The organism is Segeticoccus sp. (assembly GCF_035708005.1).
Genome location: NZ_DASSTI010000012.1, coordinates 1 through 13211, shown reverse-complemented (window position 1 = coordinate 13211; position 13211 = coordinate 1). Strand labels below are relative to the sequence as shown.

The following is a 13211-nucleotide window of genomic DNA, read 5'->3' as shown; positions in this document are numbered from 1 at the left end:
AGCCGGTGGGCTGGAGCAGCCCGGATCGAGTCAGACCAACTCAACAAGTCGGTCGGTCACCTCCCGGGGCGGACAGGAGGGAGGTGTCGAGGCCCGGTGGTACGCCGCTGGGGTGGTGCAGCAGCCATTCCCGAACAGCGGTTCCCCAGACGGAGGTTCGGCTGGCAGGGCGCGGATGTCAGCTGCTGCGCCGCCGGGCGCGAGCGACGGCTCCGGTGGAAAGGGCGGGAGCGGTGTCCGGGTCGGGTACCCCGAGCCCGGTGCAGGGATCCCATTCCGGCCCCGCGGCATACGCTCCGTTGCTGCCCTGGGTGATGTCCCGAAGGTGCGGTGACGCTGTGGTCGGCGCCACCCCGGCGTAGAGCCCCGTCTGGGCGAGACCCACCCGCGTGCCGGACAACTGGACGATCCGAGCGATCAGGCCGGCCCACAACGGCGCCACCGCGCTGGTGCCGCCGACCACCTGCTGCGTGCCGTCGACGAGCACCTGGTAGCCGGTCTGCGGATCGGCGTCGGCGGCGACGTCCGGCACCCCGCGTCCGGTTCCCCCGCCGGCGCGCTGCGGCACACCGGCATCCTGCTGCCAGCTCGGCAGCGGGAAGGTGTCGCTCACGCCGCCGCCGGTGGCGCCACCCCGCCCGCCGTCATCCCACACGGTCTCGGAAGCGACCCGGCCGTCTGCGGCGTGCAATGAGGTCCCCCCACAGCCGAGGACGTGCGGACTGGAGGCCGGGAAATCGGTGTGGGCTCCGGAGCCGGACGTGTCCTTGTCGCTGCTGCCGTTGTCGCCCGCTGCAGCCGTGACGGTGACCCCCATCGCCACCGCGTCGGCGAAGGCGTTGTCCAGGGCGGTGCGCGCCTGGGCGGTCCACTCGTCCTCGCTCTGCCCCCAGCTGATGCTCATCGCGGTGGGCGCCGGGTCCGCATGCGCCGCGGCACTCACGGCGTCGAGGAAACCGGCGTCCGTGTTGGGCGCGAAGTAGACGACGACGTCGGCCTTCGGCGCGATGGCACCGGCCACCTCGATGTCCAGCAGCACCTCGAGGTCGGCGCCCGCGGGGTCCTGGCCGGGTTGGTTCTTCCCGCCGTCGACTCCGACCGACGTGACGTGGGGAGTCGCCAGGCCGAGCCCGGAGAAGTAGGAGTCAAGGTCCGACTGATCGAAACCACCGCCGAGCTCGATGATGGCGATCGTCTGCCCCGAGCCGTCGGCCTGCGGCATCCCGTAGACCTGGGCCAGCTGCAGAGGGGTGTAGCTGACGGCGAGGGCATGCGGCAGGGCCACCAACGAGCGCGGGAAGGCCTGAGGGGGCTCACTGCCCAAGATCGCCGTGACCACGTCCCTGAGGGAGGCGGGCGTCTGCGCGACCCAGGCGCGCACCGTGTCGGCAGGACCTTCCACTCGCACGCGTCGCGAAGACGCGTGCTCGGCGACCACTCGGAGGCCCGCACCCAGCGCCGCCTCGCGGACGGCCGCCACGTCGTCCGGGTGGGCGCCGACGCGGTCTCCGAGCTGGTCCGAGGTCAGCGGACCGGCGCTTCCCTCCACCTGCGACAGGGGCGCGCGGCGACGCACGACGATGGTCGCCGAGGCGGTCTGCTCATCTGGCGTCATGGGCTCACTCCTTCGGGCACGAGTCGCTGGCACGAGTCGCGGGCACGAGTCGCCGCCCCCGACTGCGGCTCCGGGTAGCAACAGCGTGCGGCGTCCGCCCCGGTCTTGCCAAGGACCTGAGCGGCAGCCGGCCGCCGCGAGGTTGGCTCAGGCTGCCCTCAGCCGCTCCGCGAGATCCTGCTCCAGCCAGGTGAGGTCGACCAGCGGCCGCGCCGGTCGGGCCGGTCGGGCCCGGTCGCCGGGGGAAGGCTCGCCGCCGTAGTCCTGCGGTGGGTCGGCCCCCTCGAGCGGCGGCGGTGCGGTGGAGGTGTACCGGTGTCCGGTCGGGGTGCGTACCTCCACCGTGTGCGGCGCGTCCGCCACGACGGTGGCCGACCAGCCCGGCTGCTCCTTGACCTGGTTGTCCCGCGCGCACATCCCCTGGCCGTTGGCCGCCGAGGTCGGCCCACCGGCGGCGTGCGCCTCGACGTGGTCGGCGTGCCGGATCGGCGCGTCACACCACGGCGTGCGGCAGGCCTGGTCCCGTGCCAACAGGAACTGCCGAAGACCGTCGTCGAAGACCCGCCGCCGGGAGTCCAACTGCACCAGCGCCGACCCCTCCGGGGTGGTGTACAACCGCCGCAGCCACGCCCGCGACCTCTCACCGAGCAGCTCCCGTGCTACCTGTGCTGGCACTGGTCCGTAGCCCACCACCCGTCCCGGCTCGCTGGAGCCGGCCAGCAGCGCTCGGTCGGTCATCACGAGCTGTACCTCGACGCCGACCTCGTCCACACTGGCGGCGCCGGTGAGCCGCTCGAACATCGTGTCGGCCATGATCTGCCCCCGCGAACGCTCATCCCCCGCGGCCTTGAGCTGCTCCGCGTGCCGCGACAGCGCCACGTGGGCAGCGATGCCCTGCTTGACCGGCAAGAACCCCGTCAGGTACGTCATCGTGTCTGGCGCCGGCCGCACCGTCACACACCGGTCCTTGGTCGCCCCGCGGGTGCGGCGGACCAGCGCCTCCGGGTCCAGCTTCTGCGCCCACGCCCGGGCCGCTGCCTCCAGCCGGGCCGCTCCGAGCTCGCCCATCCGGTCAGCCAGTTCGGCGTCCACTCGCCTGCGGTCCTCCACCGACAGGGTCGCGGTCACCTTCACCAGGATCGTGGCCTTGAACTCGCTGATCGTCCCGGCCGACAGGGCGGCCAACGTGCACGGCATCTCCCGCACCAGCGCTCGCGCCAGCCCCAGGTGCTGGTTGCCCCGGTGCGGCGAGTCCCGGCGCGCCAGGGCCACCTCGCTCCCGACGCCCGACCCCTGCCGCTCTGCGCGCACGCCGAACGTGGCATCCCACTCGCGGCGCGAGTCGTACAGCGCGCTCGTGATCCTCGCCTGCTGCGCCGCGCATGCTGCCTTCACCCGCTCCAGAGCCGCGATCTGGTCGATCCGCTCGGCATTGCCGACCTCCCCTTCCATCGCCGGTAACCGGGCCAGCCAGCGCAACACCTCCGCGGTCCCGGGCGGCGCACCCGACTCGGGCAGCGCACCCGACTCGGTCAGCGCACTCGACTCGGGCGGCGCGCCCACGGACGCCTCGCTCCTCGTCTGCGTCATCGACTCCCACCTCCCCCAGTGGTCTCCCTGAGTCTTTCGAACTGATGTCTCAACACTAGGGGACGCCACCGACACGCCCCTCACTCGCGCGCCCGGCCGCCCACGCCTGCCGAGCCCGAGCTTGGTTCACGGCTGGCAGCCGGGATCGTCTGCGATGAGCCCGCCCCGAGCGCCGCTTCCGCACCCGCCGCCCGCGTGAGACGCTGCCTGCCGTGCCCGAGGGTGACACGGTATGGCGGACCGCGCGGGGACTGCACCGTGCGCTCGCAGGCGAGCCCCTCACCCGGGCGGAGCTGCGCTGGGGTCATCTGGGCGACCAGGACCTGCGCGGAGCGACGACCACCGAGGTGGTCAGCCGCGGCAAGCACCTGCTGCACCGGTTGGACGACGGCCGGACGCTGCACAGCCACCTGCGGATGGAGGGCAGCTGGCGGATCGAGGACACCACCCGGCTCCGGCCCGGCACGCTCCGCCGCGACGACGTCCGCGCTGTGCTCGGCACCGCCCGTTGGACCGCCGTCGGCCACCGCCTGGGGATGCTGGAGTTGCTGCCCACCGCCGAGGAGGACCGCGTCGTCGGCCACCTCGGCCCGGACCTGCTGGGCCCGGACTGGGACCCCGGCCGGGCCGTGGCCAACCTGCGCCGGCGCCCCGAGCGGCCGATCGGCGCCGCGCTGCTCGACCAGACGAACCTCGCCGGGATCGGCACCATCTACGACTCCGAGACCCTCTTCGCCGAGCGCCGGCACCCGTGGCAGCCGGTGGGAGAGCTCGGCGTCGCCGAACTCACCCGACTGGTGGAGCGCGCGAGGCGACTGCTGGAGGTGGGGCGAGCACACGGCATACCGAACACGACCGGGGACCGGCGTCGCGGCGAGGGGCTCTACGTGCACGGGCGGTCGGGACGGCCGTGCCGGCGGTGCGGCGGGCCGGTGCGGGTCGCGATGATCGGTGAGCCGCCGCACGAGCGGACGATGTTCTACTGCCCGACGTGCCAGGGCGGACTCGGCCCGACCGACGACGGCCGGCCACAGCGACCCCTCAACGCGCGAGTCTCGGGACTTCCCGAGGAGGGACGTCCCGAGATCCGCGGGAAAGTCCCGAGATCGGCGGGGAAGTCCCGAGATCGGCGGGAGAGGCGCTAGATCGGCGGGAAACTCCCGAGATCGGCGGGAGAGGGGTCGTCAGCGGCGGCCGACGAGCTTCCAGGCCGCGGGCAGCACCAGGGCGGCCGCCACCGACTTGACGACATCGCCGATGAGGAACGGCACGACGCCGAGCGCGAGCGCCTCGCCGAGGCCGACGTGCAGGAACGCCATCAGCCACGGGACGCCGCAGGCGTAGACGCACAGCGAGCCGAGCAGGGTCGCCGCGATGGTCGCGTCCACCCGCCGGTCCGCGCCACGACGGGCGAGGGCGCCCACGGCGGCGGCCGCGGCGATGTAGCCGAGGATGTAGCCGAACGAGGAGAACGCCCAGCCGCTGCCGTGGCCGGCGAAGATCGGCAGCCCGACCATGCCGAGCACGAGGTAGAGGCCCATCGAGACCGACGCGCGGGCCGGGCCGAGAGCCGCACCGGACAGCAGTGCCACGAAGGTGGCCAGGCTCAGCGGGACCGGGGTGAACGGCAGCGGCACCGCCACCTGGGCGAGGGCGGCCATGAGGGCGGTGGTGCCCACCACGAGGGTGAGGTCACGGGTCAGGCGCCCGGGGACGAGGTCGGCGAGGACCGGGCGGGCGGCGGAGACGGGAAGGGACACGGGACCTCCGGTGGACGAGCGCCGCACGCCGTGCGACGCGAAGTACGCGGACGTCGCAAGAGACTAGCGATCCCGCGCCGGAGCCATTCGGTGGGTCAGGTGGTGGGCACCCGCGCACCCGGGCACACGGAGGTCCCGGAACGAAACGGAGGGTGGTCAGGCGGCGGAGGCGGAGACCACGGGCTGCGGCTGCGCCGCGACCGGCAGCGACAGCGGAGCGGCCAGCGCCTCGGACTCGGCGACCCGGGCCGAGACGTGGCCCAGGACCTCCGACAGCGGCACGTCGAGGGCCTGGCAGATCGAGGCGAGCAGCTCGGAGGAGGCTTCCTTCTCGCCCCGCTCGACCTCGCTGAGGTAGCCGAGGGAGACCGACGCCGACGAGGACACCTCGCGCAGGGTGCGTCCCTGAGCCTGACGGTGCTGGCGGAGCACGTCACCGAGTTCACGACGAAGCAGAATCATGACGCCTCCTCACAGCCTGTCGACTCCCACTGGGACCACGGTACCCCGTGCTCCTGACCGTCCGCCTGCTGGTTTCGCCAGGAGCGTCATCGTGGCCCACGCGGTGTTTCCCCGCCCCGTATCGACCCCAACGCCCCGCAGGGACGGACTGTTCCGGCTACCCCTCGGCCTCGGCCGCGAGGGTCTCGCCGAGCAGCTCGAGCACGGCTTCCACGCTGCGGCGGCGGATCTCGACCCGGTCCCCGTCGAGCGCCAACCCCCGCACCCGGCTTCCCTCGGGACCGACGACGGCGACGTAGACGGTCCCCACGGGCTTGCCGTCCTGCGGCTCCGGCCCGGCGACCCCGGTGGTGGCGAGGCCGTAGGTGGACCCCATCCGCTCCCGAACCCCGGCGCCCATGCTCTCGGCCACGTCCGGGTCGACGGCGCCACGGTCCTCGAGCAGGGCCTCGCTCACACCCAGCAACGAGGCCTTGATACGGGTGTCGTAGGCCACGATCCCGCCCCGCACCGCCGAGGACGCCCCCGGCACGTCGACCAGGTGCGCGCACACCAGCCCGCCCGTCAGCGACTCGGCGGTCGCGACGGTCTCGCCGCGCTCGGTCAGCTGACTCACCAGCTCGTTGGCGATCTCCCACACGCTGGTGGTCATCCCACGCCTCCTCCGGTATGCCGGTCCCGGCGCGCCTGCCGCTCGCTGGCGCGCCGCGCGGCTGCCGCCCGCCGACGCTCGGCCTTGGCCAGCGCCCGCGGGCTGGTCCGCCGCAGCCGGTGGGCCCGCAGCACGTAGTCCACGCCGGTAGCCACCGTGACGACCACCGCGGCCGCCATGACGGCGACGGCCACGAGGTGCCAAGCGCCCGGCAGGGGCAGGACGTACAACCCGACTGCTACGGCCTGCAGCAGCGTCTTGACCTTGCCGCCGCGGCTGGCCGGCATGACGCCGTGCCGGATCACCACGAACCGCATCGCGGTGATCCCGATCTCGCGGGCGAGCACGATCAGGGTGACCCACCACGGGAGCTCACCGAGCACGGACAGCCCGACGAGCGCCATCCCCATGAGGGCCTTGTCCGCGATCGGGTCGGCGATCTTGCCGAAGTCGGTGACCAGCCCGCGCGCCCGCGCCAGGTCGCCGTCGATGCGGTCGGTGACCGAGGCGAGGACGAACACGCCGGCCGCGATCAGCCGGTCCCGGGTGTTCTCACCGTGGTCGAGCAACAGCAGCCAGCCGAACAGCGGCACCAGGGCGATGCGGAAGATGGTGAGCGCGTTGGCGACGTTCCAAGCGCTCGCCCCGGGGCTCTTCGTGTCGCTGGCGTGCCGTTCGCTCACGCTGCCCCTGCGCCCCGCGGCTCTGCCCGCAGCTCCGCCAGCAGGTCGATGCCCTCCGTGCCGACGACGGCGGCGCTGACGAGGTCGCCGACCGAGGGCAGCGCGGCGGCGGGCAGGTGCAGCACGGTGACCCCGTCGACGTCGGGTCCCTGGTGGGCGGCGCGGCCGGTGACCGGGACGAGCCCGTCGCCGGGCCCCTCCTCCTCGTCGTCGCCGACCTCCTCGACGAGCACCTCGAGGGTCTCCCCGACCCGCTCCTCGGCGCGCTGGTTGGCCAGCTCCTCGGTCAGCGAGCGCAACCGCTCGACCCGCTCGGCGACGACGTCCTCGGGCAGCTTGCCGTCCAGCGTCTCGCCCTCGGTGCCGTCCTCGTCGGAGTAGCCGAACACGCCGACCACGTCCAGGCGGGCCTCCTGGAGGAACGCCTCGAGCTCGGCGACGTCCTCCTCGGTCTCCCCCGGGAAACCGACGATCACGTTGGAGCGGATGCCGGCCAACGGTGCGTGGTCGCGGACCTGGCCGATGAGGTCGAGGAAGGCCTGGCGAGAACCGAACCGGCGCATCCGGCGCAGCAGCGGCGCGCTCGCGTGCTGGAACGACAGGTCGAAGTACGGCACCACCCCCGGCGTGCCTGCCATCGCCTCGAGCAGCCCGGGGCGCATCTCGGCCGGCTGCAGGTAGGACACCCGCACCCGCTCGATCCCGTCGATCGCCGCGAGCTCGGGCAACATCGTCTCGAGCAGCCGCAGGTCGCCGAGGTCCTTGCCGTAGGAGGTGGAGTTCTCCGAGACGAGGAAGACCTCCTTGACCCCGCGCTCGGCGAGCCAGCGGGCCTCCTCCAGCACCTCGGTCGGCCGGCGCGACAGGAACGCCCCACGGAACATGGGGATCGCGCAGAACGCGCACCGCCGGTCGCAGCCGTTGGCGATCTTCAGCGGAGCCCACGGCCGCCCGTCCAGCCGCGCCCGGGTGACCCCGTGGGCCGGCAGCAGGATGCCGCCGGGCTCCCCCTGCCGGGGCGCCGTGGGTGCTCCGTCCGCAGGATCGGTATGCCGTGCCGCCGGTGAGATCGGCAGCAGCGTCCGCCGGTCGCGCGGCACGTGCGAGGCGGGCCGTTCCCCGTGCAGCACGGCGTTCAGGTGGCTGGACATGTCCGTGTAGGAGTCGAACCCGAGCACGGCGTCGGCCTCGGGCAGCTGGGAGGCGAGCTGCTCGCCATACCGCTCCGCGAGGCAGCCGACGGCGACCACGGCCTGGGTGCGGCCGCTCTCCTTGAGGTCGGAGGCCTCGAGCAGCGCGTCGATCGAGTCCTTCTTCGCCTGCTCGACGAAGCCGCACGTGTTCACCACGGCGACGTCGGCGTCCGCCGCGTCGTCGACGAGGGTCCAGCCCTGCGCGGACAGGCGCCCGGCGAGCTCTTCGGAGTCGACCTCGTTGCGCGCGCATCCCAGCGTGACCAGGGCAACGGTGCGCTGCTCAGCGGCGACGTCGCAGGAGCCGCGCGACGGTTCAGCGGCGTTGCCGGAGCGGCCAAAGGGCTCAGCGGCGACGTCGCAGGAGCGGCCAAAGGGCTCGGTGTCCGCCGCATCAGGGTCGCGCACGTCCACCGAGTCCACCGAGGTCATGTGCTCAGCCTAGACGGGAGGGCAGGACGGGTCCCCATGGCCGAGCAGCGGCTGCGCTTGAATGGCCTGCATGGCGATGGACACCGCAGCGGCGACCGACTCCCCCTCCCTGTCACGCGTCACGGAGCTGCTCGGCGCGCACCCGCTCGTCGACGGGCACAACGACCTGGCGTGGGAGCTGCGCGAGCAGGTGGGCTACGACTTCGACCGGCTCGACGTCGGCAAGCGGACCACGACGACGCACACCGACCTGCCCCGGCTGCGCGAGGGCCGGGTGGGCGCGCAGTTCTGGTCGGTGTGGGTCCCGTCCGATCCGGCGAACACCGCCGCGGTGGTCCAGACCCTCGAGCAGGTGGACGCGGTGCACCGCCTCATCACCCGGTATGCCGACCGCCTGGGTCTCGCGCGCACCGCGGATGAGGTGGAGCACGTGTTCGCCTACGGGCGGATCGCCTCGCTGCTCGGGGCCGAAGGCGGCCACTCGATCGGCTGCTCGCTGGGCGTGCTGCGGATGCTCTACGCGCTGGGGGTGCGCTACATGACACTCACCCACAACGACAACACCCCGTGGGCGGACTCGGCCACCGACGAGCCGGTGCACGGCGGGCTGACCGACTTCGGGATCGAGGTCGTGCACGAGATGAACCGGCTCGGCATGCTCGTCGACCTCTCGCACGTGTCGGCCGACACCATGCGCCACGCCCTGCGGGCGACGGAGGTGCCGGTCATCTTCAGCCACTCCTCCGCACGCGCGGTGTGCGACTGCCCGCGCAACGTGCCCGACGACGTCCTCGAGATGCTGCGGGACAACAACGGCGTCTGCATGGTGACGTTCGTGCCCGACTTCGTGCGGCAGGAGTGCGCGGACTGGCGGGTGGCCGCTCAGGCCGCGGCCACGAAGGCCGGGGTGTCACCGCACGACCACCTGGCGTTCTCGACCTTCGCGAAGCAGTACGCCGCCGAGCACCCGAAGCCGCGGGCCGCCCTGACGGACGTCGTGCCACACCTGGAGCACGTGCGCGAGGTCGCCGGGATCGACCACGTCGGCGTCGGCGGGGACTACGACGGCACCACCGAGCTGCCGGCCGGGCTGGATGACGTGAGCGGCTACCCGCGGCTGTTCGCGGCGCTCGCCGACCGCGGCTGGTCCGACGAGGACCTGGTCAAGCTCGCCGGCGGCAACGTGCTGCGGGTGCTGCGGGACGCGGAGGCCGGGGCACGCGAGCTGCAGCAGCGATGCGGACCGAGCGTGGCGGCATACCGGGCTTGAGACTGGGTCAGCGGCGACGTCGCAGGAGCCGCGAGATGGCTCAGCGGCGGAACTTGGCCAGGGTCAAGCCCAGCAGCCGGGCCACGACGAGCGCGACGTAGTAGAGGCCGGCAAGCTCCTCGAGCATGAGGAAGGAGCGCCCGTGCGGGCTGCCCGGCGCGAGGTCGGACAGCCCGGTGTTCGTCATCGTCGTGAACGACAGGAACAGCAGCTGCATCCACGACAGCGGGGCCGTGGGGTCGTCGCCGGCCGCCACGAACGCGGTCGGCCAGATGACCTGCACCCCGCCGTAGAGATAGGCGAAGCCCCAGGCCGCCACCGTGAAGCAGGTGCCGGTGGCGAACATCTCGTCGCGGGTGACCCAGTTGTCGGCGAACATGTACCGGATCAGCGCGTAGGCCGTGTAGAAGTAGAACGCCGCGTGCGTGAACCCCGACAGCAGGTTGATGAGGCCGGAGTCCGGCTCGATCGTCTGCCAGATCGTGAGCACCACCGCCGGCAGGCCGATGACGACGCTGATGATGTTGAGGGCAGGGGTCTGCCGCACCGCGAGCACCGCGAGGCCGAGCGCGATCAGGCCGATGATGGAGACGACCGTGCGTCCGGCGCCGGTCTCCTCGGTGAACGGGTAGACGAGCACGCTCGCGAGCTGCACCACGAGCAGCACCGCGGACGGGGTCCGCCGCGCCCACCGGAACGCGTCACGGAGCCGCCGCTTCACTGCAGGCAGCCGCAGCGGCCGTACGGCACCGTTCCGGTGTGCCGACCCATTGCTGACCATGGGGCCTCACCCTACGGTCTGGAACCGTTCCGGACGGCTACCGGCCGGTGAGCTGCCAGGCGTCCTCGTCGCCCGCCTCGTCCTCGCCGTATCCGTCGCCGCCGCTGGCGCTGTCGCCGGCACCCGAGCCGCCCTCGTTGGCCTGCCCGTCGTAGACCGGGTCCTCGTCCGGGACGTCCTCGCCGCGCAGGAGTGCCAGCGTGGTGGCCAGGTCGTCCGGCTTGACCAGCACGTCGCGAGCCTTGGAGCCCTCGGAGGGGCCGACCACGCCCCGGGACTCCAGTAGGTCCATGAGGCGCCCGGCCTTGGCGAAGCCGACCCGCAGCTTGCGCTGGAGCATGGACGTCGAGCCGAACTGGGTCGTGACGACCAGCTCGGTGGCCTGCAGCAGCAGGTCGAGGTCGTCGCCGATGTCCTCGTCGATCTGCTTCTTGGGAGCCGCGACCGTGACGTCCTCGCGGTAGTGCGGCTTGAGCTGGCCGGTGACGTGCTTGACGACCTGCTGGATCTCGGTCTCGGTGACCCACGCGCCCTGGACGCGCATCGGCTTGGAGGCGCCCATCGGCAGGAACAGCGCGTCGCCCTGGCCGATGAGCTTCTCGGCCCCGGGCTGGTCGAGGACCACCCGGGAGTCGGACAGGGAGGAGGTGGCGAACGCCATCCGGCTCGGCACGTTGGCCTTGATCAGACCCGTGACGACGTCGACCGAAGGGCGCTGGGTGGCGAGCACGAGGTGGATCCCTGCGGCGCGGGCGAGCTGGGTGATCCGGACGATCGACTCCTCGACGTCGCGCGGCGCCACCATCATCAGGTCGGCGAGCTCGTCGACGATGACGAGCAGGTAGGGGTAGGGCTGCAGCACCCGCTCCGACCCCGGCGGTGGCGTCGCCTTGCCGGAGCGGACGGCCCGGTTGAAGTCGTCGATGTGCTTGTAGCCGTAGGCCGCGAGGTCGTCGTAGCGGGTGTCCATCTCGCGCACGACCCACTGCAGCGCCTCGGCGGCCTTCTTCGGGCTGGTGATGATCGGCGTGATCAGGTGCGGCACGCCCTCGTAGACATTCAGCTCGACCCGTTTGGGGTCGACCAGGATCATCCGGACCTCGTCCGGCGTGGAGCGCATCAGGATCGAGGAGATCATCGAGTTCACGAAGCTCGACTTGCCGGAGCCGGTGGCGCCGGCGACCAGCAGGTGCGGCATCTTGGCGAGGTTCGCGACCACGAAGCCGCCCTCCACGTCCTTGCCGAGCCCGACGATCATCGGGTGGTGGTCGTTGCGGGCGTTGCTCGACCGGAGCACGTCGCCGAGGGAGACGATCTCCTTGTCACTGTTGGGGATCTCGATGCCGATCGCGGACTTGCCCGGGATCGGGCTGAGGATGCGCACGTCCGCGCTGGCCACGGCGTACGCGATGTTCTTGCTCAGCGCGGTGACCTTCTCGACCTTCACCGCCGGGCCGAGCTCGACCTCGTAGCGGGTCACCGTCGGGCCGCGGGTGTAGCCGGTCACCTGCGCGTCGATGCTGAACTGGTCGAACACCTCGGTCAGCCGCTCGACCACCTGGTCCGACGCCTTGCTGCGGGTCTTGTGCACCGAGCCCGGCTTGAGCACGTCGCTGGCCGGCAGGGAGTAGGCGATGTCGCCGGAGAGCGAGAGCTGCTCGACCCGGGCCGGCAACGGCGTGTGCGGGGGTGGCTCGAGGTCGGTCGGCACCGTCGCCTCGGTGTCGTCGGCAGCCTCCTCCTCGTCGACGTCCACGGCCGCCTTGCGGCGCCTGCGCAGCTCACGGTTGGTGAGGACCGGGCTGTCGTACGCCGGGTCGCCGAGGGTCGGGTCGAACTCGTCGTCGTACCCGCCGCGGCGCACGCGCGTGGTGGGCCCCTCGTCCACGGGCGCCGGCGAGCGGCCGAGCAGCCGGTCGCGGCCCTCACGGAGGCGGGTCGGCACCTGGTAGAGCGGGGTCGCGGTGATCACCAGGACGCCGAAGAACGCGAGCAGGGCGAGCAGCGGGACCACGACGTACGGCGTGCGCAGCAGGTCGGTGAGCAGCTTGGCCACCACGAACCCGAGCGCGCCGCCGGCCTGCTGCAGCGGCTCGGTGTTGCCGCTGACCGGGCGTGGTGAGCCGTTGGCGATGTGGATGATGCCGAGCACGCCGAACAGGAACGCCGCCCAGCCGATCAGCTGGCGACCGACCGGACCGTTGGAGTCGGGGTCGCGCAGGTTGCGCCAGGCGACGAAGCAGAGCAGGAACGGCACGAACCAGGCGAGCAGACCGACCGAACCCGCAACCACCGCGCGCGTCGCCGACGGGACCGCGCCGGGGAGCTGCCACCACACCGACGCGGCCACGACGACCGCGAGCGCGACCAGGAACAGCCCGGCCCCGTCGCGACGGTGCTCGGGCTCGAGCTCGCGCGCGGTGTGCCCGATCTTGCGGACCCCGGCACCGACCAGGTGCGCCCCGCCGAGCCAGATCCCGGCCACACCGCGACCGACGCCGTGGAACAGCGCGCCGAACCCACGCGCGACCGGGCCGGGGCCGTTGCGGACGGCGCGGGGCGCGGGCCGACGGGCCTGGGACGCCCGCGATCGCGCCGTGGAGCGTCCCTTCGCCGTGGACTTCTTCGACTTCGACGTGCGGGAGGTGCTCTTGCTGCGCGACCGCGGTGGGGAAGACGTGCGGGTCGCCATGCTGGGAATCTACACAGCAGCCCCATCCGTCCCACGCTTCACACGCCCACCAGCAGACGTGGAAAAACCGCGAGGGCGGGT

The 13211-nt window shown here is 72.5% G+C and carries 11 protein-coding genes; 2 read left to right on the top strand and 9 right to left on the bottom strand.

The window, feature by feature from the left end; all coding sequences use genetic code 11:
• Positions 1-178: 178 nt before the first annotated feature.
• Together VFL99_RS01065 and VFL99_RS01060 are read right to left on the bottom strand one after the other, a co-directional pair.
• Complete coding sequence (locus VFL99_RS01065) at positions 179-1615, bottom strand: S53 family peptidase (RefSeq protein WP_325104467.1); 1437 nt, start codon at positions 1613-1615, stop codon at positions 179-181.
• A 147-nt stretch (positions 1616-1762) separates the two neighbouring features.
• Positions 1763-3205, bottom strand: a complete 1443-nt coding sequence (locus VFL99_RS01060; RefSeq protein WP_325104466.1) for a DUF222 domain-containing protein — start codon at positions 3203-3205, stop codon at positions 1763-1765.
• Between the two features lie 212 nt (positions 3206-3417).
• Here VFL99_RS01060 and VFL99_RS01055 point away from each other — a divergent pair, with 212 nt between their 5' ends.
• Complete coding sequence (locus tag VFL99_RS01055) at positions 3418-4350, top strand: Fpg/Nei family DNA glycosylase (RefSeq protein ID WP_325104465.1); 933 nt, start codon at positions 3418-3420, stop codon at positions 4348-4350.
• A 39-nt stretch (positions 4351-4389) separates the two neighbouring features.
• Here VFL99_RS01055 and VFL99_RS01050 read toward each other — a convergent pair whose 3' ends face one another.
• The 5 genes from VFL99_RS01050 to rimO all read right to left on the bottom strand — a co-directional run bounded on the left by VFL99_RS01050 (position 4390) and on the right by rimO (position 8387).
• Positions 4390-4965: a biotin transporter BioY gene (locus VFL99_RS01050; protein WP_325104464.1), complete on the bottom strand. Its 576-nt coding sequence runs from the start codon at positions 4963-4965 to the stop codon at positions 4390-4392.
• A gap of 156 nt (positions 4966-5121) precedes the next feature.
• On the bottom strand, positions 5122-5427 hold the full coding sequence (locus tag VFL99_RS01045) for a helix-turn-helix domain-containing protein (RefSeq protein WP_325104463.1): 306 nt from the start codon (positions 5425-5427) through the stop codon (positions 5122-5124).
• A gap of 157 nt (positions 5428-5584) precedes the next feature.
• Positions 5585-6079, bottom strand: a complete 495-nt coding sequence (locus tag VFL99_RS01040; RefSeq protein ID WP_325104462.1) for a CinA family protein — start codon at positions 6077-6079, stop codon at positions 5585-5587.
• Positions 6076-6762: a CDP-diacylglycerol--glycerol-3-phosphate 3-phosphatidyltransferase gene (gene pgsA, locus VFL99_RS01035; protein WP_325104461.1), complete on the bottom strand. Its 687-nt coding sequence runs from the start codon at positions 6760-6762 to the stop codon at positions 6076-6078. Before pgsA ends, VFL99_RS01040 begins: the two co-directional genes overlap by 4 nt.
• Positions 6759-8387: a 30S ribosomal protein S12 methylthiotransferase RimO gene (gene rimO, locus VFL99_RS01030; RefSeq protein WP_325104460.1), complete on the bottom strand. Its 1629-nt coding sequence runs from the start codon at positions 8385-8387 to the stop codon at positions 6759-6761. Before rimO ends, pgsA begins: the two co-directional genes overlap by 4 nt.
• 76 nt (positions 8388-8463) lie before the next feature.
• On the opposite strand from rimO, the gene VFL99_RS01025 reads away from it, so the two are divergent.
• A complete protein-coding gene (locus tag VFL99_RS01025; RefSeq protein WP_325104477.1) occupies positions 8464-9657 on the top strand; it encodes a dipeptidase in 1194 nt (397 codons plus the stop codon).
• Positions 9658-9697: 40 nt separating this feature from the next.
• Here VFL99_RS01025 and VFL99_RS01020 read toward each other — a convergent pair whose 3' ends face one another.
• Both VFL99_RS01020 and VFL99_RS01015 read right to left on the bottom strand, forming a co-directional pair.
• On the bottom strand, positions 9698-10438 hold the full coding sequence (locus tag VFL99_RS01020) for an ion channel (RefSeq protein ID WP_325104459.1): 741 nt from the start codon (positions 10436-10438) through the stop codon (positions 9698-9700).
• A gap of 37 nt (positions 10439-10475) precedes the next feature.
• Positions 10476-13130, bottom strand: coding sequence for an FtsK/SpoIIIE family DNA translocase (locus tag VFL99_RS01015; RefSeq protein ID WP_325104458.1), 2655 nt, complete (start codon positions 13128-13130; stop codon positions 10476-10478).
• Positions 13131-13211 lie beyond the last annotated feature (81 nt).

Coding starts and splice junctions, on each gene's coding strand:
- VFL99_RS01065 (WP_325104467.1), bottom strand. CDS start 1,615: ATGACGCCAGATGAGCAGACCGCCTCGGCGACCATCGTCGTGCGTCGC.
- VFL99_RS01060 (WP_325104466.1), bottom strand. CDS start 3,205: ATGACGCAGACGAGGAGCGAGGCGTCCGTGGGCGCGCCGCCCGAGTCG.
- VFL99_RS01045 (WP_325104463.1), bottom strand. CDS start 5,427: ATGATTCTGCTTCGTCGTGAACTCGGTGACGTGCTCCGCCAGCACCGT.
- VFL99_RS01040 (WP_325104462.1), bottom strand. CDS start 6,079: ATGACCACCAGCGTGTGGGAGATCGCCAACGAGCTGGTGAGTCAGCTG.
- rimO (WP_325104460.1), bottom strand. CDS start 8,387: ATGACCTCGGTGGACTCGGTGGACGTGCGCGACCCTGATGCGGCGGAC.
- VFL99_RS01025 (WP_325104477.1), top strand. CDS start 8,464: ATGGACACCGCAGCGGCGACCGACTCCCCCTCCCTGTCACGCGTCACG.
- VFL99_RS01020 (WP_325104459.1), bottom strand. CDS start 10,438: ATGGTCAGCAATGGGTCGGCACACCGGAACGGTGCCGTACGGCCGCTG.
- VFL99_RS01015 (WP_325104458.1), bottom strand. CDS start 13,130: ATGGCGACCCGCACGTCTTCCCCACCGCGGTCGCGCAGCAAGAGCACC.